Origin of the sequence: Actinosynnema sp. CA-299493 (genome assembly GCF_050946825.1) — a bacterium.
Classification (GTDB): Bacteria; Actinomycetota; Actinomycetes; order Mycobacteriales; family Pseudonocardiaceae; genus Actinosynnema.
The window spans coordinates 1216526-1235893 of the sequence record NZ_CP191993.1 but is presented as its reverse complement, the minus strand read 5'-3'; the positions used below and the strand labels follow the sequence as shown (position 1 = coordinate 1235893).

The following is a 19368-nucleotide window of genomic DNA, read 5'->3' as shown; positions in this document are numbered from 1 at the left end:
TCGGACTGGAGTACGACGGACCTCGGTACGGTGGGGCCCGTGACCCGCCCGTACGTCCTGCTCAGCGTCGCCGTCAGCGTGGACGGCTACATCGACGACCGCGGCGCGCAACGGTTCCCGCTGTCCAACGCCGAGGACTTCGACCACGTGGACCAGGTGCGCGCGGAGTCCGGCGCGATCCTGGTCGGCGCGGCCACGATCCGCCGCGACAACCCGCGCCTGCTGGTCAACGACGCGCACCGCCGGGCCGCCCGGGTGGCCGGTGGCCGGCCCGAGCACCCGGTGAAGGTGACCGTGACCGGCAGCGGCGACCTCGACCCGACGCTCAAGTTCTGGCACCACGGCGGCGACAAGCTCGTCTACACCGCGGATACCGGCCGAGGTCGGGCCGCGAAGGCCGTCGGTGACCTGGCGGAGGTCGTGTCGCTGGGACCGGCGGTCGACTTCGGCGCGTTGCTGGACGACCTCGGCGCGCGCGGCGTGGACCGCCTCATGGTGGAGGGCGGCGGCACGATCCACACCGCGTTCCTGTCCGCCGGGCTGGCCGACGAGATCCGGATGGCGGTCGCGCCGATGCTGATCGGGCAGGCCACCGCGCCGAGGTTCGTCAACCCGGCCGAGTTCCCCGGCGGCCCGGCGCGCCGCTTCCACCTCGCGGACGTGAGCAAGCTCGGTGACGTCGCCGTGCTGCGCTACTTCCCGAAGCGCTGAAGCGACGCGCGGACGGTGTCGCGGCGGCCCAGCGCCACCACGGCGGCCGGCACGAGCAGCACGGCGGGCAGCACCGCGCCGGCGGGGTCGCCCAGGACGACCAGCTCCGTGACGACCGCGCCCGCCATCACGCCGACCAGGCCGAGCGCGGCGAGCCCGCACAGCCGCGGCACGAGCAGGCCGAGCGCGCCGGCGAGCTCCAGCACCCCGGTCACGTACCGCAGCCACTGGCCGGACCCGATCTTGTCGAACTTGCCGACGAAGTCGTCACCGAGCAGCGAGATCCCGCTGTGGACGAAGTAGGCGGCCAGCAGCACCTGCGACACCCACAGGACTATGTGGCCGATGTCGACGTTCGTCCGGGCTGTGTCAGACATGGCTGATTCCTTCCACCGATCCGGGTGCTGCGGGGGCCGCAGGTGTTATGGGTGCTGCGGGTGCCTTGCGCCACAACCAGATGATGTCGCGGCCGAACGACCAGAGCAGCGAGGCCAGCGCGAGTCCGACGAGGACCTCCGGGTGCGGCGGCAGGCCGGACGCGGCGATGACGAGCGCGACGCCCTGCACGGCGGCCACGGCCTTGCGCGCGTAGCTCGGCGGCAGCGCGCCCCTCAGCCGGACCAGGCCCAGGGAAGCCGCGACGAACGCGTACCGCAGCGCGCCCATCACCACGACCCACGGTCCCAGCGTGAACGCCACGTGCACGCTCAGCACCAGGATCAGGAACGCGTCGACCTCCATGTCGAACCGCGCGCCCATCGGCGACGCCGTGCCGGTGCGACGTGCCACCTGCCCGTCCACGAAGTCCAGCGCCAGCGCGACGGAGGCGGCCACGACGAGCAGCGCCGGGTGCCGGCCGCCGTCGGCCACCAGCGCCGTGACGCAGCCGACCAGCAGCCCCCTGGCCAACGTGACCCGGTCGGCCGGTCCGAGCACCCCGCGCGCCGACCGCTGCACCGCGCCGCTCAGCAACGCCTGGGCCGCCACCGCGAAGGCGAAGCCCGCGAGCCACCCGAGCACGCCCAACCCGACCGTGCCCGCCAGCACGCCGAGCAGGATCACCTGGGCACCGGCCCACGCGGCGGGCTCGGCGGCGGATCGCCACTGCTCCGCGGACGGCGGTTCGGTCGCGCTGTGGTGGAGTGTCGTCATCGTGCCCCTCGTGGCGGTGGCCCCGGTGTTCGGAGGTTGTACGGATGACACGCTCTGCGAGGGCTCTCTGGTTCACCTCGTCGGGAAGAAGCGAGATCCGAGAGGTGCCGCTGGCCGAGCCCGGACCCGAGGACGTGGTGGTGCGCACGCTGTACTCGGGGATCAGCCGGGGCACCGAGAGCCTGGTCCTGCGCGGAGGCGTGCCGGAGAGCCAGCACGACGTGATGCGGGCGCCGTTCCAGGAGGGCGACTTCCCGTGGCCGGTGAAGTACGGCTACCTCAACGTCGGCGTGGTGGAACGGGGACCGCTGCTCGGCCGCACGGTGTTCTGCCTCTACCCGCACCAGACGCGGTACGTGGTGCCGGCCGACGCCGTGACGCCCGTGCCGGACTCGGTGCCCGCCGCGCGCGCGGTGCTGGCCGGGACGGTGGAGACGGCGGTGAACGCGCTGTGGGACGCCAGGCCGTTGATCGGCGACCGGATCGCGGTCGTCGGCGGCGGGATGGTGGGGTGCGGCGTGGCCGCCCTGCTGGCGCGGTTCCCGGGCGTGCGGCTGCAACTGGTGGACGCGGACCCGGACCGCGCGGCGGTGGCCGCCGCATTGGGTGTCGGGTTCGCCTCGCCCGAGGAGGCTGCCGGGAACTGCGACCTGGTGGTGCACGCGAGCGCGTCCGAGGAGGGGTTGGCGCGGTCGTTGGCGCTGCTCGCGCCGGAGGGGCAGGTGGTGGAGCTGAGCTGGTACGGCGACCGGCGGGTGTCGGTGCCGCTCGGCGAGTTCTTCCACTCGCGGCGGTTGCGGTTGCGCAGCAGTCAGGTGGGGGTGGTGGCGCGGCCGGACCGCACGTACCGGGAGCGGATGGCGCTGGCGCTGGACCTGCTCGCCGATCCCGTCTTCGACGCGCTGATCACCGGGGAGAGCCGGTTCGACGACCTGCCGTCCGTGCTGGCCGGCGGCGCGCTGCCGCCCCTGTGCCACCGGGTCGACTACGGGGGTTGAGGGTCGGGGTCGAAGGGCCGGGGTGACTACCGTGCCGGGTATGTACCTGTCTGACACCACCGAAGACGTGCGTGCGCGGGCGGCCACCGTGGCGGTGCTGCCCGTGGGCAGCCACGAGCAGCACGGCCCGTACCTGCCGCTGGCCACGGACACGGTCGTGGCCTGCACCGTCGCGCGGGCGATCGCCGACGCGCACCCCGTGCAGCTGCTACCGCCGATCACGATCTCGTGCTCGCAGGAGCACGCCGCGTGGCCCGGCACGGTGAGCATCTCGGCGCGGACGCTGTACGCGGTGGTGCGGGACGTGGCGGACTCGTTGCGCCGGTCGGGTGTGCCGCACCTGGTGCTGGTCAGCGGGCACGGCGGGAACTACGTGCTGTCGAACGTGGTGCAGGAGTCGGAGGGGATGGCGCTGTTCCCCGGCAGCGGCGACTGGGCCGCGGCGCGGGCCGCCGCCGGGATCGAGACGTCGTCCCGCAGCGACATGCACGCGGGTGAGCTGGAGACGTCGATCCTCCTGCACGCCCACCCGGAACTGGTGAGGCCCGGGTACGAGACGAGCGACCACCTGGCCGACGACCGGCCGCACATGCTCACGCTGGGGCTCGCGCCGTACACGTCGTCGGGGGTGGTCGGGCGGCCGTCGCTGGCGTCAGCCGACAAGGGCCGGGACGTGCTCGCCGGGCTGGTCGAGGCGTTCGGGGCGTACCTGGCGGTGTTCTGACCGGTGCGGTGGCGGTCGCCGTCCCCGGAGGAGGGTGAGGACGCCGGGCAGGCTGCCGATCAGCGCCAGCACGCCGTAGACGACGCCGGTGGTGACGCCTTGCGCGGCGTCGAGGCCGGCCGCCCCGAACGCCACCGCCAGGAACGCCTCGCGCGGCCCGAACCCGCCGACGTTCAGCGGGACGGCCATGACCAGCAGGGCGAGCACGATCAGCGGGAGGAGTCGGGCGGTCGGTGCTTGCGCGCCGGCGGTCCGGGCCGCGACCAGGAACAGCGCCACGTGCCCGGCGAGCGTCACCGCGGACAGGAGGGCGACCTTCGGCAGGACCTCGCGGTTCACCAGGCCGGTGCGGGCGTCGGCCCAGGTGGTCCGGGCGGCTCGGCGGAGCTTCGGCGAGAGGGCGGTGAGCGAGAGGGCGGCGAGGGCGAGGGCGGTGAGCGAGAGGGCGAGGGTGAGGCCGGGGATGACCGCGGGTCCGGTGCACAGGACCGCGATGCCGAGGGCGACCAGCAGGACCTGACCGGCGCCGCGCTCGAACACGACGGCTCGGACGCCGCGGCTGACGTCACCGGCCTGCCGCCCGTGGCTCACGGCCCGGTGGACGTCGCCGAGCACCCCGGCGGGGAGCACGGCGTTGAGGAGGAGGCCGCGGTAGTAGTCGGCGACGGCGGTGGGGAGGGTGAGCGGCAGGCCGAGGCGGCGGGCGATCAGGCACCACCGCCAGGCGCTGGTCACGGTGGTCAGCAGGCCGATGCCCGACGCGGCGGCGACCGCCCACCCGTCGACCGCGCGCAGGCCCGCCACGAACGCGTCGGCGCCCAGGCGATGGCCCAGGGCGACCAGGATGGCGACGGCCGCCGAGAGCCGCAGCCAGGGCCACACGCGTCCCGTGGTGGTGCGGTCAGGGGTGTGACCGGTCGAGCGGTCAGGGGTGTGACCGGTCGAGCGGTCAGGGGTGCGGCCGGACGCTTGATCGTGGTGCGGCTGAGGAGGTCGGGTGCGCCATCGCACGTGGTCGGTCAACGAACCACCGCCAGGAGGTCCGTGTGGTGCACCACCACGCGTCGGCCGTTGTCGAGCTTGCGCCGCAGGTAACCGGGCGCTTCGGCGGCCAGGCCGGGTTCCTGCTCCACCGCCGCGCCCACCCACCCGCGCAGCCACTCCCCCGCCAGCGCGGCCTGCTCCGGCCCGAGCCGCCACGGGCTCGGACTCGTCGTCACCTCCGCGCCCCGCCGCTCGAACGCCGCCGCGGTGACCGCGACCGCGTCCGGCCCCAGCAGGCGACGTCCACCGACCACCCGCCGCTGGTGCCCGTTGAACGCGGCCTCGAACTCGGCGTCCAGCGACTCGGCCGGGTCGAACTCCACCCGACCCGCCACCGACAGCGTGAACAGCGCCGGACAGCCCGCCTCGACGCACGCCCCGGCCAGCGCGTCCACCTCGTCGGCGGTCAGCAGGTCCAGCAGCGCGGACGCGGTGACCAGCGACGTGCCGGCGATGTCCGCGCCGGTCAGCCCGGTGAGGTCGCCCTCGTGCGTCTCGATCGTCACCCCGCTCATCGTCGCCGCCGCGATGCTGAGCAGCCGGGGGTCGCGGTCGTGCAGCACCCAGTGCTGCGGACCACCCAACCGACCGGCGAGCCATCGTCCCAACGATCCTGTGCCACACCCGAGATCACGCACCACGAGGGGTGTCCGGTTCAGATCGATCTCCAAGAGCCGGTCGACCAGGTCCAGCGCGCGGGCCTCGGCGTCGGCCTTCTCGCGCAGCGACAGCCATTCCGGTGCGAAGGTGCTCATGGCCGCAGACTAGCCAGCACCTCCGCCAGCGCGGCGGCCGTCTGGTCCCATGTGGACAACTCCAGCCGCCGCGCCGAAGCACGACCGCGCAGGTCCCGCCGCCACTCGTCATCGGTGAGCCACCGCCGCAGGGCTTCGGCGAACGCCGTCACGTCCCCGGCCGGCAGCAGCACCCCGCCGGCGCCGAGCGCGTCCGGCACGGAACTGGCCACCACCGGCACAGCGCGCGCCAACGCCTCGGTCACCACCATCCCGTACGTCTCCGCCAACGACGCCAGCACGAACAGGTCCGCCGTCGCGTACGCGCGGTCCAGCGCCGGGCCGCTGAGTGGACCGGGCAGCTCGATCCGCGGGCCCAGGCCGTGCCGGTCGACCAAGTCGCGGACCGGCGACCGCTCGGGTCCGACGAACGCGCAGGTCCACGGCAGGTCGGCGACCGAAGCCAGCGCGCGCACGAGCACGTCGTGCCCCTTGCGGGGCGTGAGCGAGGCGACGCACAGGAGGCGGGACGCGCCATCCGTGCCGACGGCCGGCGGCGCGGGATCGGTGCCGGGCGCGACGACGTGCACCCGTGCCAACCCGTGGTGCGAGGCGAGCCGCCGGGCCGCCGACGGGCTGGTGGCCACGACGGCGCGCGCGGCGCGCAGGACCTCCCGCTCGGCGGTGTCGAGCCGTGCCGCCAAGGCCGGTGGCAGACCCGTCTCGTCGGCCAGCGGCAGGTGCACCAGGACCACCAGCGGCAACCGGTGGGCGTGCGGCACGACGACCTCCGGCACACCGCACGCCACCAGGCCGTCGAGCACGACGACCGAGCCGTCGGGGATACCGGCCAGCGCCCGGTCCAAGGTCGATCGGGCGGTCGCGTCGGGTCGCGGCCACGCGCCGGGCACCACGACCTCGTGCACCGGGGAGAGCTCTTCGACCACCCGCCGGTCGTAGGCGTTGCCCCCGCTGGGCGACGCCGGGTCGTCCACGCCGCCGGGCAGGACGAAGTGGACCGTCACAACGGACGTTCGTAGCTCGCCCAGGCCACGTGCGACTCGTGCAGCGAGACCTCGATCCCCGAGAGCCCGCGCGCGCCCTCGCCGAGCGAACCCGCGTGCACGGCCTCCGCCAGCGCGTCCGCGATGTGCTTGGCCAGGAACTCGGTCGACGTGTTGACCCCGGCGAACTCCGGCACGTCGTCGAGGTTGCGGTAGTTGAACCCACCGAGAACGGCGCGCAGCCGCTCGGTGGCGAGTCCGATGTCGACCACGATGTTGTCGGCGTCGAGTTCGGCCCGCTTGAACTTCGCGTCCACCACGAACGTCGCCCCGTGCAGGCGCTGCGCCGGGCCGAAGACCTCGCCGCGGAAGCTGTGGGCGACCATCACGTGATCGCGAACGGTGATGCTGAACAGGGTGACCTCCGCCGAGTGAGCGAGCTACGGTGCGAGTACCGGTCGAGCGTAGTGAACTCTCGCCGGTGTCGGGGTTTGGTGACGAAGGAGCCGGATGCGCGAACAAGCCTTCAACGACGAGGACGTGGCGGAGTCGGACCTGGTCACGAGACGTGGCACGTTCCGCGCGGTCGCGTTCCGGGCCGACGGGCACGAGCACATGGCGCTCGTCTACGGCAAGACGGCTCTGCGCGAGAACGTGTTGGTGCGCGTCCACTCGGAATGCATGACCGGTGACCTCTTCGGCGCGATGCGCTGCGAGTGCGGCGACCAGCTGGACGCGGCGCTGGACCGGATCGTGGCGGAGGGCAGCGGCATCCTGGTCTACCTGCGCGGCCACGAGGGGCGCGGCATCGGCCTGGTGGCCAAGGTGCGCACGCACGTGCTGCAGGACGAGCAGGGCCTGGACACGCTCGACTCCGCGACCACGCTCGGCCTGCCGGTCGACGTCCGCGACTACTCACCGGCCGCACGGGTGCTGAAGCACCTGCGCGTCACGTCGGTGCGGTTGATGTCGAACAACCCGGACAAGATCGAGGCGTTGGAGGCCGACGGCATCGAGGTCGTGGCCCGCGTGCCGCACCTGATGCAGCCGAACCCGCACAACATCGGCTACCTGACCGCGAAGCGCGACCGGCTGGGCCACGACCTGCCGCAGGTCGATCAGCCGGGAGTGAGTTACGAGTACCCCACGGCGAGGTGACCCCGGGCGGCCCGTGCCGGGTTGCAGGCGTTCCTCCGGCGAGCAAGATCTGTCGAAAGGCAGACGTGGAGGGCGGGGGCGGCCGAGCACGCTGGGCTCATGAGGAAAGCGATCAGGGGTGTGGCGGGGGCGGTCTGCCTGCTCACCGCGCTCAACGTGGCACCGGGTGTGTCGCAGGCAGAAGGAGTGTCGCAGGCGGCGGCGAGTCCGTTGGAGTGGGCGGACTGCGGGGACGGGTTGCAGTGCGGTGAGGTGGCCGTGCCGGCGGACTGGGGCAAGCCGCGTGGCGAGCGGGTGAGGTTGGCCGTCGCACGACTGCCCGCGCGGGACCAGGCCGCGAAGAAGGGCGTGCTGTTCGTCAACATGGGCGGGCCAGCGCAGCAGATCTCGGTGTTGCGCGTCGCGAGGAGCGCGTTCAGCGACCTGACCCGGTGGTTCGACGTCGTGGTCTCCGACCCGCGCGGGTTCGAGGCGAGTGCCGGGATCACCTGCCCATACCCGGCGCCGTTGCCGGAGAACCTGGAGTGGGCGTCGCCGGACGAGGCCGCGTACGAGCGGTACCAGGCGGTGAACCACGGGTTCGGCGTCGACTGCGGGCAGGTGGCCGCCGGGCCGTTGGCCGGTCACCTCGACTCGCGGCAGGTCGCGCACGACGTGGACGCGATCAGGGTCGCGTTGGGGCAGTCGAGGCTGAACTACTACGGCAACTCCTACGGCACGGTGTTCGCTCAGGCGTACGCGCGGCACTTCCCGGGGCGGATCGGGCGGATGTACCTGGACAGCGTCCTGGACCACACGACCCGGTCCTGGGTCGACTGGCTCCTGCCGCGCGCCGAGACGGTGGAGCGGAACATGGCGCGGTTCGCGGAGTGGTGCGGCGGGGAGACCGGGTGCGCGCTGCACGGACGTGATGTGTTGCGGGTGTGGGACGAGGTGCTGGCGCGGGCGGCGCGCGAGCCGATCCCGGCCGGGAGCACGACGGTGAACGCCTCCCGGATCGTGTCGCGGACCAACCCGGGGTTCGAGCAGGAGTGGCCGGAGTTGGCGAGGGCCATCGCGGAGGCGCACGCGGGCGACGCCACGCGGTTCGCCGAGCAGCCGGTCGGCGGGCGTGACCCGGACCTGTCCCGGATCATGTTCTGCGCCGACTTCCCGTACCCGTCCGACTACCGGGTGGTGAAGTCGTTCGAGGCACGGTTGCGGCAGGTCACACCCCACATCGGGTGGGTGGCGGCGTGGCCGATGGCGTACCACTGCGCCGGTTTGCCGGGCACGGGGACGTACCCGCCGGAGCGGTTGCGGTCGTCGGGGGTGGGGCCGGTGCTGGTGGTGAGCGGCGAGTACGACAGCACTACTCCGCCGCAGGATGCGCGGAGGGTGGCGGCGCAGTTGGGGAACGCCCGGTACCTGCCGGTGAAGGGTGGTCATGCGCTGTACTTGAGCGGCCACCCGTGCGTTCGGGAGCACGTGCACAGGTACTTGCTGACGGGTGAGTTGCCAAGTGGGGGTGCGGTCTGCGGCGCTGCGTAGGTGGTAGCAGGTGAGATTTCTGAGGGAAGGCCTCCTCGTCGCCGGGGTGGCGGTGGTGTTGGTGCTGCTGACGTTGTGGGAGGGGAAGGGCCGGCCGCCGCTGGGGATGGCGGTGTTGGTCGGGTCCAGCCTCTGCGTGGCGCTGCCGTTGTCGTTGCGGCGCGTGCTGCCGTTGACGGGAGCGGTGCTGTCGGCGGTGGTGGGGTTGGGCGGGCTCGGGTTCCTGCCGGCGTGGCCGGGGATGCTGGTCACGATGGGCGCGTTCTGCGCGGCCGTCTACCACCGCGAGCGCGGGCCCCGGGTGGTGCTGGCGGTGTGCGGGTGCTGGGTGCTGGTCAGCGCGGTGATCGCGGGCAGTCCGGTGCGGGTCTTCACGGTCACGGACCTGGTGGTGATGGGCGTGGCGCCGGTGGCGACCGGGTACGCGTTGCGGCTGCACCGGGAACGGGCGGATCAGACGTTGCGGGTGCAGCGGGCGGAGGCGGATCGGCTGGTGGCGGAAGCGGATCGGGTGCTGGCGGAGGAGAGGTCCCGGTTGGCACGGGACGTGCACGACAGCGTCGGTCACCACCTGACGGCGATCCGGATGCAGGCGACGGCGGCGCGGCGGGTGCTGGACGGTGCGCCGCCGGTCGCCGATCGGGCGTTGGGGACGATCGCCGAGCTGTCGTCGTCGGCGTTGGAGGAGGTGAGGGGGTTGTTGAGCGCGTTGCGGGACGTGCCGATCGGGGTGGGGCTGGGTGAGGTGGAGCAGTTGGTCGAGCGGCTTTCGGGGCCGGACCGGCGGATCGGGGTGAGGTGGTCCGGGGTGGCCGCGCCGGTGCCGCCGGCGGTCGACCACACGGCGTACCGGGTGGTGCAGGAGGCGTTGACGAACGTGGTCAGGCACTCGACAGCCGGTGAGGTGGACGTGCGGTTGCACCGGGATCTGGGGTGGTTGGTGGTGACCGTGGTGGACGACGGGGAGGTAGGAGGGGCGGGCAGGCCGTTCCTGGAGGGGCAGGGGATTCGGGGGATGCGGGAGAGGGTGCGGTCGGTCGGGGGGACGCTGGTGGTCGGGGTCGGTGAGTCGGGTGGGTGGTCGGTGCGGGCGGAGTTGCCGACGGGGAGGGCTGTCCGGTGATCCGGGTGCTCGTGGCGGACGACCAGCGGGCGGTGCGGGAAGCGTTGCGGTTGGTGTTGGACGGTGAGCCGGACATCGAGGTGGTCGGTGAGGCGGGCAGCGGGACGGAAGCGGTCCACCTGGCGTTGGCGCGAAGGCCGGATGTGGTCGTGATGGACCTGCGGATGCCCCACGGTGACGGGATCGCGGCGATTGCCCGGTTGGGCGCGGCGGAGGTTCGCGCGAAGGTGCTGGCGCTGACGACGTTCGACCTGGACGAGTACCTCTTCGGCGCGCTGGCGGCGGGCGCGGGCGGGTTCCTGTTGAAGGACAGTGATCCGGCGTTGCTCTTGGACGCGGTGCGCGGGCTGCACGAAGGGCGCGGGTTGATCGACCCGAAGGTGACGGGGCGGCTGATCGCCCGGTTCGCGCAGCTGTCGCCTCGGGCGGCGCCGCCGGAGGTCGACCGGCTCACGCCACGGGAACAGGAGGTGCTGGCCCAGGTGGTGCGGGGGTTGAGCAACGCGGAGATCGCGGCGGAGTTGACGATCGAGGAGGGGACGGTGAAGACGCACGTGGCCCGGATCCTCACGAAGTTGGGGCTTCGGACGCGGGTGCACGCGGTGATCTACGCGTATGAGCACGGGTTGGGGCGGTGAAGGGGGCGAGGGAAGAGGGGTGAAGATCAAAGAGTCCTCACCGGACGGGCAGATCAGCAGGATGACTGGGCTTTGCGATCCAGTGCCGGGTCCGTTGTGGGCCAGGGTTTGAGCGTTGGGTAGGGGTAGCCATACCTGGTGGTTCAGGGGTTGCACGGTGGGTTTCGGGGGGTGCCGGCGGGAGGGTTGTCGGCATGGTGCTGCGGGATGTCGTGTCGTTGACGGATGTGACGAAGGTGTACGCCGGGCGCGTGCGGGCGTTGGACCGGGTGTCGGTCGGGTTCGGTCGGGGGTCGTTCACGGCGGTCATGGGGCCGTCCGGGTCGGGGAAGTCGACGTTGTTGCACTGCGCGGCCGGGTTGGACCTGCCGGATGGCGGGCGGGTCGTGCTGGCCGGGCAGGACGTCGGCGCGTTGCGGGAGCCCCGGTTGACGGCGGTGCGGCGGCGGCACGTCGGGTTCGTGTTCCAGTCGTTCAACCTGGTGGACGCGTTGTCGGTGTGGGACAACGTGCTGCTGCCGCAGAGGTTCGCGGGGACCCGGCCGGACAAGGCGTGGGCGCGTGAGGTGCTGGAGCGGGTCGGGCTCGGTGGGCGGGAGAGGTCTCGGCCCGGGGAGTTGTCCGGTGGGCAGCAGCAGCGGGTGGCGTTGGCGCGGGCGTTGGCGGGGCGTCCGGAGGTGATCTTCGGTGACGAGCCGACGGGTGCGTTGGACCTGTCCACCGGGCGGGAGGTCCTGGGGTTGTTGAGGGGGTTCGTGGACTCGTCCGCGGCGACGGTGGTGATGGTGACGCACGATCCGGCGGCGGCGGCGTGGGCGGATCGGGTGGTGTTCCTGGCAGACGGCAGGCTCGCGGGTGAGTTGCTGTCGCCGACGGCGGAGCGGGTGGCGGCTCGGATGACGGAGCTGACCCGGTGCTGAAGCTGGCGGTGGCGAGCGTGCGGCGGCGGGTCGGGTCGTTCTTCGGGACCTTCCTGACGGCGTTCTTGGCGGTCGCGTTGATCTCGGGCAGTGGGTTGCTGCTGTACTCGGTGTTGACGGCCGGGCCGGGTGGGGACCGGTTCGCCGCGGTGGACGTGGTGGTGGCGGCGGAGCGTGTCGTCGAGCTCACGACGTCGGTGGACAAGGGCGACGAGGTCAAGGTGAAGACCAAGACCGAGCGGTTGACGGGGGCGGGGGTGCTGTCCGACGAGGTGGTGGGGTCGGTCGTCGACCGGGTTGGCGGGCTCGGCGAGGTGGTGGCGGACGTGGCGTTCCCGGTGGCGTTGGACGGGGGTGTCGCGCAGCGGGCGGCGGTGGTGGGGCACGGGTGGGCTTCGGCGGGGTTGACGCCGTACGCGTTGCGGGAGGGGGTCGAGCCCGCGGACGGCGAGGTGGTGGTGGGGCCGGAGTTGGGGTTGGCGGTCGGGCAGGTGGTGGGGCTGACGACGAAGACGGGTACGCGCGAGGTGCGGGTGGCGGGGTTGGTGAGCGGTGGTGTGCCGGGGCAGGTGGCGGTGTTCGTGGCGGACCGGCAGGTCGGCGAGTGGTCGGGGTTGAGCGGGCCGACGGCTCTCGCGGTGCGGGTGGCGGAGGGGGTGGAGGTGGGTGAGGTCGTCGCCGCGCTGGAAGGGCTCGGGGTCGGCGTGTTCAGCGGGGCGGACAAGGTGAACGGGGACCTGCCGGGGGCGGTGCCGGATTACATCGGGGGCGTCTCGATCTTCGGGTTCGTGCTCGGCATCACGGGGTTCGCGGCGGTGTTCGTGCTGACGGGGACGGTGTCGCTGGCGGTGCGGCAGAGGTTGCGGGAGTTGGCGTTGTTGCGGACGGCCGGTGCGACGCCGCGTCAGCTGAGGCGTTTGCTGGGCGCGGAGAGCGGGCTGGTCGCGGTGGTGGCCGCGGTGCCGGCGTTGCCGGTCGGCGTGGTGGTGGCGCACGTGGTGGCCGGTCGGTTCCGCGAGCTGGGTGCGGTTCCGGCGCAGTTCACGGTGACGGTCAGCGCGCTGGTGCTGATCGCGGCGGCGGTGGTCGGGTTGTTGGTGGCGGTGGGCGCCACGTCGGTGGCGGCGCGGCGGGCGGTGCGGATCTCGCCGACGCAGGCGTTGCGCGAGACGGTGACGGCCGGTGGTGGCGGTCGGGCGCCGAGGGTGGTGGCGGCGGTCGTGCTCGCGGCAGGCGCGGTGGCGGTGCTGGTGCTCGTTCCGCTGGGTGGGTCGTTGGGCATGGGGATGGGTTTCGTGTCGTGCGCCTTGCTGTTGTGCGCGGCGGCGGCGTCGGGGCCCGTGGTGGTCGGTGGGCTGACGGCGGTGGTGTCGCGGGTGGTGGGGCTCGCGGGTGTGGTCGGGCGGGTCGCCGGTGCGATGACGCGGGTCGAGGGTCGGCGGGTGGTGGGGGTCGCGATCCCGTTGACGCTGATGTTCGCCGTCAACGCGACGATGTTGGTCAACGGCGACATCGTGGGCGCGGTGACGGCGGAGCAAGACGCGGCACGGGTCGCGCCGGCGACGGTGCGGGTGACGAGCGCGTCCGGGTTGCCACTGGTGACGGCGGAGCGGATCGCCGCGTTGCCGTCGGTGACGGGGTCCGCGTTGGTCGTCGGCACGAGGGTGGTGGTCGACGAGGGCGGCAAGCCGGAGGACTACCCGGCGCAGGGGTTGCGGATGGCCGGTGAGCCCGCGTTGGACCTGGGGGTGGTCGAAGGGGATCCGGGTGGTGTTCCGAGGGATTCGGTGGCGGTCAGCGGGCCGTTGGCGGAGCGGCGCGGGTGGGCGGTCGGCGATCGGCCGTCGTTCTGGCTCGCGGACGGCACGCGGGTGGCGTTGGTGGTGGTGGCGGTGTTCTCGAACTGGCGCGGGTTCGGTGATCTGGTGCTGGACGCGGGGCTCGTGGCGGCGCACGACCCGCGCGGGTTGGTGGGTGCGGTCTACCTGCGCGGTGAGCCGGACCTGACCGGGTTCCCGGTGGTCGCGGGGTCGGCGGGGGTCGGCGAGGCGCAGAACCAGCAGGCGGCGTGGGAGTTGATGGTGGCGGTGTCGCTGGGGTTCACGGCGATCGCGGTGGTCAACACGTTCGCGGTGGCCACCGGGGCGCGGCGCAGGGAGTTCGGGGAGCTGCGGTTGGCCGGCGCCACGTCGCGGCAGCTGCGCCGGTTGCTCGACTGGGAGGCGTTGATCACGGTGGTGGTCGCGCTGGTGCTCGGCTGCGCCATCAGCGGGGTGGTGGTCGGCGCGTTCAGCGTGGCGCAGGACGGGCGCTGGCGGTTGTTCGCGGACCCGGTGCGGTACTTCGGGATGGTGGTGGGTGTCGGGGTGCTCGGTCTGGTGGCCGGTGCGGTGCCGGCACGGGTGGTGGTCCGGTTGCGCGCCCTGCCCCGGCTAGGTTGACCAGGTGTTCTCGCGAGCGGCCAGGGGGCTGGCGCACCTGCTGGCCGGGTTGGTGATCGGGCCTGCCTCGTTCGTCTGGGCGGTGGTGACCACGCTGGCCACCGGTCTGCTGTCGTTCACCTACCTGGGGCCGCCGGTGTTCCTGGTGGTGACGTGGGTGAGTCGGCGGATCGCGCGGCTGGAGCGGTGGCGGGCCGGGTGGGTCCTGCGGAGGACCATCGGCGACCCGTACGGGCCCCTGACCGGACGGAACCCGTGGACGCGTGGACGTTCGGCGATCCGAGAGCCGGGGACGTGGCGTGACCTGGCGTGGCTGCTGGCCGGGTTCCCGGTGGGGTTGGCGACCGGGGTGGCCGGGGTGGTCGCCGGGGTGGTCTGGCTGGGCGCGGTGCTCGCGCCGCTGTGGCTGTGGGCGGTGCCGAACCCGCGCCTGTACCCGGCGGCGGACTGGCTGTTCAACACCGTCGGCGGGCGGTTCGCGATGGCGTCGGCCGGGCTGGTGGTGTCGTGGCCGGTGTGGTGGCTGGTCGCGGCGGTGTCGCGGGTGCAGGCGTCCGTGGCGGCGCGGTTGCTGGAGGCCGGGCCGCGGGCGCGGTTGCGGCAGCAGGTCAGCGCGTTGCGGGCGACCCGGCTGCGGGTGGTGGACGCGCAGGCGGCCGAGTTGCGGAGGATCGAGCGCGACCTGCACGACGGCGCGCAGGCGCGGATCGTGGCGGCGGGCATGACGCTGGCGCTGGCGGATCGGAAGCTGCGCGCGTCGGGGTTGGCGGAGGACCCGGCGCGGGCGGACGTGGTGAGCGCGCGGCGGCAGTTGGACGAGGCGCTCGCCGAGCTGCGGCGGCTGGTGCGCGGGATCTACCCGCCGATCCTGACCGACCGGGGGTTGGCGGCGGCGTTGACGGCGTTGGCGGGTGACGCGCCGTCGACGGTCGTGGTGGACGCCTCGGAGTTGGGCGAGCTGCCGGCGGCGGTCGAGTCGGCGGCGTACTTCGTGGTCGCGGAGGCGTTGGCGAACGCGGTGAAGCACGCCGACGCGGACGAGTGCGTGATCACGCTGCGGCGGTCGGACGGGGTGCTGGCGCTGGCCGTGCGGGACGACGGGCGAGGTGGCGCGGACCCGTCCGGCTCCGGTCTGGACGGGTTGCGACGCCGGGTGGAGGCGTTGGACGGCACGATGGAGGTCACCAGTCCACCCGGTGGGCCCACCACCGTCCTCGCGGAGTTCCCATGCGCATCGTGATCGCCGAAGACCTGCTGCTGCTCCGCGACGGCCTGGTGCGGATGCTGACCGACACCGGGCACACCGTGGTCGCGGCCGTGGACAACGCGCCGGACCTGGAGCGGGCCGTGATCGAGCACCGGCCTGATCTGTCCATCGTGGACGTCCGGTTGCCGCCGGGCTTCCGGGACGAGGGGCTGCGCGCCGCGTTGTCCGTGCGCGAGAAGGACCCGAAGGCGCCGATCCTGATCCTGTCGCAGTACGTCGAGCGCACGTACGCGACCGAGCTGCTGGCCGACGGCAACGGCGCGATCGGCTACCTGCTCAAGGACCGCGTGACGGCGTTGGACGAGTTCCTGGACGCGCTGGAGCGCGTGGCCGCCGGCGGCACCGCGATGGACCCGGAGGTGATCCGCCAGCTGTTCGCCCGCAACACCCGCGACCATCGCGTCGGCGCCCTGACCGCGCGGGAGCGGGAGGTGCTGGCGCTGGTGGCGCAGGGCCTGTCCAACTCGGCCATCTGCGCCGAGCTCGTGCTCGCGCCGCCGTCGGTGGAGAAGCACATCGGCAACATCCTGGCCAAGCTGGACCTGCCGCCGGCGGACAACACCCACCGGCGCGTCCAGGCGGTGCTGGCGTATCTCAACCAGTGAGCGCCGGGTGTCACCCCATAGGGTCAGCGGGTGCCCATCGCATTCGACACGACCGGTTTCCAGCAGCACGACCAGACCACTTGGGTGAACCCCGCGAACGGGGACCAGGTCAGCCTCACGTACTTCGACCTGCCGCCCGACCTGCCCGCGTCGTTGGACGAGATGCCGAAGCTGCGGCACGACCTGGCCGTGACCACCGGTGACGTCGGCTGCCTGATCGAGGCGCACCACGTGCGGCTCGGTGACGTGCCCGCGTTGTTGCAGGTGGTGAAGGTGCCGCTGCCGGACCAGCCCTCGGGCCAGGTGTTCATCGGCTCGTTCACCGTGCCCAGGGCCGAGAACAGCGCCGTGCTGAAGCTCCAGGCGGCGGAGCGGGGGACGACCGGGACGCGCGAGGCGGTGCTCGTCGCGCAACTCGGGTTCGACGGGTGGGTGATGCCGCACCCGTACGCGCCCGAGGTGCAGGGGCGGCTGCCGTTCCACAAGGGCGACGACCCGCGCTACGACCAGCAGTTCGCCGACCACCCGTTGACGCGCGTGCGGGCTTGGGCGCACCACGTCATCCGCACCGCGCGGGTCGATCCGAGGTTCGCCGCCCTCGCGCCGTTCGTGCCCGCCGCCGCTCCCGCGCCGGCTCCCGATCCCGGTCCCGGTCCCGAGGTCGGTTCGACGGTGACGACGGTCGTGCCCGGGCTGCCGATCGGCGGCTACCTGCCGTTGTGGATCGACGACGAGTGCACGTTCTGGCGGATGACGTCGCCGGAGGCGGTGCTGGAGAAGCTGGCCCTCGGCGTGCTCGCGCGAACGCCGTTGACCGACCGGCGGTTCCGCGACCTGGTCGCGCTGGACGAGGCGTCGGCCACGATCACCCTGCTCGACCGGTACCGCGCCGAGGACGGCGGGATCGCCGGCGCCGTGACCGGGCTGACCAGGGTGACCGGGCTGGAGGCGCACGAGGCGTTGACCACGGACACGCTGCTGGAGGCGTTCCGCTGGATCGGCCGGATGAGCGCGGCGGCGGCGGAGCGGGGCGAGCACGTCACCGTGGAGCCGGGCCGGAACACGGCGGAGCTGGCCGAGCCGCACGTGCTGCTGGCCGTCCAGGAGCACGAGGGCCGGCCGGTCGCGATCGCCCAGACCGCGCCCACGCCGCCCGCGGAGACCCCGATGTGGCTCGGTCAGGCCTCCCTCAACGCGCCGGCGACGCGCGAGTCGATCGAGGCGGGCGGCCTCCTGGCCATGTACGCGATGAACACGTGGGGCGAACACCCCCTCCGCCTCTGCCTGACCTTCACCCCCCACTAGCCCGGGAGTCCTCCCGCGCGTTTGGGTGAGGTGGGGGTGGGTGTGAGAGGCTGGGTGGACGCGGCCCCAGTCCCGGCTGCTCGCCCACGGTCCACGCACCCGGTTCCCGAGCATCGACGGGGCCCGCAGTGGACGCCGCCTCTCGCGCGGCAGGTCTTCACAGCTCTCGCTCCGCCTTGCGGCATGACGTCCACACCACCCGTGTGGCGTGCGTGGCCGTCCCGACTCACCCCTACGGGAGCACGTCATCAGCATCTCCACACCGCTGCCGCCGGCCGTCGGCGCACCTCGCGCGCTCACCGACGTCTACGGTCCGGGCATCGCGGTCTGCGCACGTCCGGCCGTCACCGCCGCGAACCGGCACCGCAACACCGTCGACGCGCTCTCCGCCCGCCCGATCGCGGTCGCCGGCGACACGCCGGTGATCTGCAGCGCGGGTGGCACGGACCCGGCGCTGCTGGCGCGGCTGCGCGACGGCGGCCTGCCCGTCGGCGACGACCTGCGCGACTTCCGCGACGAAGCCGGGTTCGCCGCCCGCGTCGCCGAGGTGATGGCCGACGGCCTGCCGATCTCGATGGAGTACCCGCACCCCACCGCGCTGTGCCCCGACGAACGCGTGGTCAAGACCGCCCACCTCGTCGGTTACCTGAACAACAAGGCCACCATCAGCACGTTCGTCGCACCGCGCTTCCACGCCCGCCGCAGCGTCGTCACGCGCGCGGAGCTGGCCGGAGCCGCGCCGGCGGAGAAGTCCTGGGTCCTCAAGGCCGCCACGAACGACGCGCACGGCGGCAGCCTCGACGTCTACCTGCACGAGGCGGGCGAACGGGTCGAGTTCCCGGCGTTCACCGACCTGCTCGGCGAGTTCGTGATCGAGGAGTACCTGTACCTGGCGCGCAACTGGGGCGTCCAGCTCTACGTCGGCCCGGACGCCGTCGCCCGCCTGCTCGCCGTCACCGAGCAGCGCGTGGACGACACCGGCGTCTACGTCGGCGGCCGGTTCGGCCTGGTCAGCGCACCGCCGGCCGACCTGCTCGCGGAGTGCCTGGCGATCACCCAACGCGCCGCCGACGTCGGCTACCGCGGCCTGTGCAGCCTGGACTGCGCCGAGACGCTCGACGGGCAGCTCGTCATGCTCGACCTGAACTTCCGGATCACCAGCGGCTCGATCCCGCTGCTCGCCCTCCAGTCGGTCCGACCCGACGCCCTCGACGGGTACGCCGAGTCGGTCAAGCTCACCGTCGCCGCACCGCTGGCCGAGCTGCTCGCCTACGTCCAACCGGCGCTGAACGCGGGCGGCGTGCTCATCACCTCGGGCCACGACACCACCCGCACCGACAACCCGGTGGTGCTCAGCACCCTCCAACTGCTGGTCTTCGGCGACGACCCGGACGACGTCACCGCCCGCCGCAGCACGCTGGAGTCGTTCAGCCGCTAGGTGCGGCAACGCGCCTGCTGGGCTCCCTCCGTCCAGCAGGCGGTGCTTGTCCGTCGAGCCAGACCAGGTGCGCGCGCCGCGTCCCCGCCGACCTGGAGCTGACCTCGAACAGGATGCGGGCGGTTTCCGCACTCCGGGAACTCAGGTGGAAGCCGCCTTCCACGGCGTTGACCTCGGCGCGGTCGGCATAAGCCAAGCCGTAACCCGCGACGCGGGCGTCCTCCGCGTCGCCGTACTCCTCCACGATGGCGAACAACCGAGGCGCCTCGTCTGCCGCGAGCCTGCGAATGACCGCAGTGAAGTCCTCTTCGCCCCACGGCTCGATCGTCGATCGTGCTGCCTGCTCGTTCACGCGCTCTTCCTTTCCAGCCACTGGATGAGGTCTGCCGACTCTTCGCCGGGCAGCAGGGCATTGCCCGCCTGGTCGGGGCTGACGAGCCGGATCGCCGACGTGGTCTCCAAAGCGCTCGGCGACAAGGGCATGGGCAGGCGTCCACCGGACTGGTGAAGCGCCCGTCGTGGCGGCGGGGACTCCGGTGCAATGCCGCGCATTGCGCCTCCTTGTTTCCGGTGTGG

At 72.9% G+C, this 19368-nt stretch carries 21 protein-coding genes; 13 read left to right on the top strand and 8 right to left on the bottom strand.

The features are described from left to right. The first annotated feature begins 39 nt into the window (after positions 1-39). Entirely contained in the window at positions 40-711 is a 672-nt protein-coding gene (locus ACQPYE_RS05920; RefSeq protein ID WP_498719782.1) for a RibD family protein, read from the top strand. Here the strand turns inward: ACQPYE_RS05920 and ACQPYE_RS05915 are convergent. Then, positions 693-1088: a DoxX family protein gene (locus ACQPYE_RS05915; RefSeq protein WP_498719780.1), complete on the bottom strand. Its 396-nt coding sequence runs from the start codon at positions 1086-1088 to the stop codon at positions 693-695. The two genes, ACQPYE_RS05920 and ACQPYE_RS05915, sit on opposite strands and share 19 nt — an antisense overlap. Beyond that, positions 1081-1863, bottom strand: a complete 783-nt coding sequence (locus ACQPYE_RS05910; protein ID WP_498719778.1) for a CDP-alcohol phosphatidyltransferase family protein — start codon at positions 1861-1863, stop codon at positions 1081-1083. Before ACQPYE_RS05910 ends, ACQPYE_RS05915 begins: the two co-directional genes overlap by 8 nt. Positions 1864-1907: 44 nt before the next feature. Here ACQPYE_RS05910 and ACQPYE_RS05905 point away from each other — a divergent pair, with 44 nt between their 5' ends. Both ACQPYE_RS05905 and ACQPYE_RS05900 read left to right on the top strand, forming a co-directional pair. Beyond that, a complete protein-coding gene (locus tag ACQPYE_RS05905) occupies positions 1908-2861 on the top strand; it encodes a zinc-dependent alcohol dehydrogenase (protein WP_498719776.1) in 954 nt (317 codons plus the stop codon). A 40-nt stretch (positions 2862-2901) separates the two neighbouring features. Next, positions 2902-3585 carry a creatininase family protein gene (locus ACQPYE_RS05900; protein ID WP_498719774.1) on the top strand — a complete coding sequence of 228 codons (684 nt, stop codon included), beginning with the start codon at positions 2902-2904 and terminating at the stop codon, positions 3583-3585. On the opposite strand, the gene ACQPYE_RS05895 is transcribed toward ACQPYE_RS05900, so the two are convergent. The 4 genes from ACQPYE_RS05895 to ACQPYE_RS05880 form a co-directional block, all read right to left on the bottom strand. Beyond that, the gene (locus ACQPYE_RS05895; protein WP_498719772.1) at positions 3514-4467 is read right to left on the bottom strand and encodes a lysylphosphatidylglycerol synthase transmembrane domain-containing protein; all 954 of its coding nucleotides are present in this window, start codon (positions 4465-4467) and stop codon (positions 3514-3516) included. The genes ACQPYE_RS05900 and ACQPYE_RS05895 overlap by 72 nt on opposite strands. 137 nt (positions 4468-4604) lie before the next feature. Continuing rightward, positions 4605-5384, bottom strand: coding sequence for a class I SAM-dependent methyltransferase (locus ACQPYE_RS05890; RefSeq protein ID WP_498719771.1), 780 nt, complete (start codon positions 5382-5384; stop codon positions 4605-4607). Beyond that, positions 5381-6388, bottom strand: coding sequence for a glycosyltransferase family 4 protein (locus ACQPYE_RS05885; RefSeq protein WP_498719769.1), 1008 nt, complete (start codon positions 6386-6388; stop codon positions 5381-5383). The genes ACQPYE_RS05890 and ACQPYE_RS05885 overlap by 4 nt, the downstream gene beginning before the upstream one ends. After that, positions 6385-6783, bottom strand: coding sequence for a 6-pyruvoyl trahydropterin synthase family protein (locus tag ACQPYE_RS05880; RefSeq protein ID WP_498722846.1), 399 nt, complete (start codon positions 6781-6783; stop codon positions 6385-6387). The genes ACQPYE_RS05885 and ACQPYE_RS05880 overlap by 4 nt, the downstream gene beginning before the upstream one ends. 94 nt (positions 6784-6877) lie before the next feature. Here ACQPYE_RS05880 and ribA point away from each other — a divergent pair, with 94 nt between their 5' ends. The 10 genes from ribA to ACQPYE_RS05830 all read left to right on the top strand — a co-directional run bounded on the left by ribA (position 6878) and on the right by ACQPYE_RS05830 (position 18792). After that, positions 6878-7525, top strand: a complete 648-nt coding sequence (ribA, locus tag ACQPYE_RS05875) for a GTP cyclohydrolase II (protein WP_498719767.1) — start codon at positions 6878-6880, stop codon at positions 7523-7525. Positions 7526-7624: 99 nt separating this feature from the next. Next, positions 7625-9055: an alpha/beta hydrolase gene (locus ACQPYE_RS05870; RefSeq protein WP_498719766.1), complete on the top strand. Its 1431-nt coding sequence runs from the start codon at positions 7625-7627 to the stop codon at positions 9053-9055. A 10-nt stretch (positions 9056-9065) separates the two neighbouring features. Beyond that, positions 9066-10178: a sensor histidine kinase gene (locus tag ACQPYE_RS05865; protein WP_498719764.1), complete on the top strand. Its 1113-nt coding sequence runs from the start codon at positions 9066-9068 to the stop codon at positions 10176-10178. After that, positions 10175-10816, top strand: coding sequence for a response regulator transcription factor (locus tag ACQPYE_RS05860; RefSeq protein WP_498719763.1), 642 nt, complete (start codon positions 10175-10177; stop codon positions 10814-10816). The genes ACQPYE_RS05865 and ACQPYE_RS05860 overlap by 4 nt, the downstream gene beginning before the upstream one ends. 194 nt (positions 10817-11010) lie before the next feature. Beyond that, positions 11011-11736 (top strand): ABC transporter ATP-binding protein, encoded by a 726-nt coding sequence (locus ACQPYE_RS05855; RefSeq protein ID WP_498719761.1) that lies wholly within the window; start codon positions 11011-11013, stop codon positions 11734-11736. After that, the gene (locus ACQPYE_RS05850; RefSeq protein WP_498719759.1) at positions 11730-14177 is read left to right on the top strand and encodes an ABC transporter permease; all 2448 of its coding nucleotides are present in this window, start codon (positions 11730-11732) and stop codon (positions 14175-14177) included. Before ACQPYE_RS05855 ends, ACQPYE_RS05850 begins: the two co-directional genes overlap by 7 nt. A gap of 4 nt (positions 14178-14181) precedes the next feature. After that, positions 14182-15417 carry a sensor histidine kinase gene (locus ACQPYE_RS05845; RefSeq protein WP_498719757.1) on the top strand — a complete coding sequence of 412 codons (1236 nt, stop codon included), beginning with the start codon at positions 14182-14184 and terminating at the stop codon, positions 15415-15417. Further along, positions 15405-16049, top strand: a complete 645-nt coding sequence (locus tag ACQPYE_RS05840; RefSeq protein ID WP_498719755.1) for a response regulator transcription factor — start codon at positions 15405-15407, stop codon at positions 16047-16049. Before ACQPYE_RS05845 ends, ACQPYE_RS05840 begins: the two co-directional genes overlap by 13 nt. Before the next feature lie 30 nt (positions 16050-16079). Beyond that, complete coding sequence (locus tag ACQPYE_RS05835; protein WP_498719754.1) at positions 16080-17354, top strand: hypothetical protein; 1275 nt, start codon at positions 16080-16082, stop codon at positions 17352-17354. A gap of 208 nt (positions 17355-17562) precedes the next feature. Further along, a complete protein-coding gene (locus ACQPYE_RS05830; RefSeq protein ID WP_498719752.1) occupies positions 17563-18792 on the top strand; it encodes a hypothetical protein in 1230 nt (409 codons plus the stop codon). Here ACQPYE_RS05830 and ACQPYE_RS05825 read toward each other — a convergent pair. Both ACQPYE_RS05825 and ACQPYE_RS05820 read right to left on the bottom strand, forming a co-directional pair. Continuing rightward, positions 18782-19144 carry a hypothetical protein gene (locus tag ACQPYE_RS05825; RefSeq protein WP_498719751.1) on the bottom strand — a complete coding sequence of 121 codons (363 nt, stop codon included), beginning with the start codon at positions 19142-19144 and terminating at the stop codon, positions 18782-18784. The two genes, ACQPYE_RS05830 and ACQPYE_RS05825, sit on opposite strands and share 11 nt — an antisense overlap. Next, positions 19141-19344, bottom strand: coding sequence for a hypothetical protein (locus tag ACQPYE_RS05820; RefSeq protein ID WP_498719749.1), 204 nt, complete (start codon positions 19342-19344; stop codon positions 19141-19143). The genes ACQPYE_RS05825 and ACQPYE_RS05820 overlap by 4 nt, the downstream gene beginning before the upstream one ends. Positions 19345-19368: the final 24 nt, after the last annotated feature.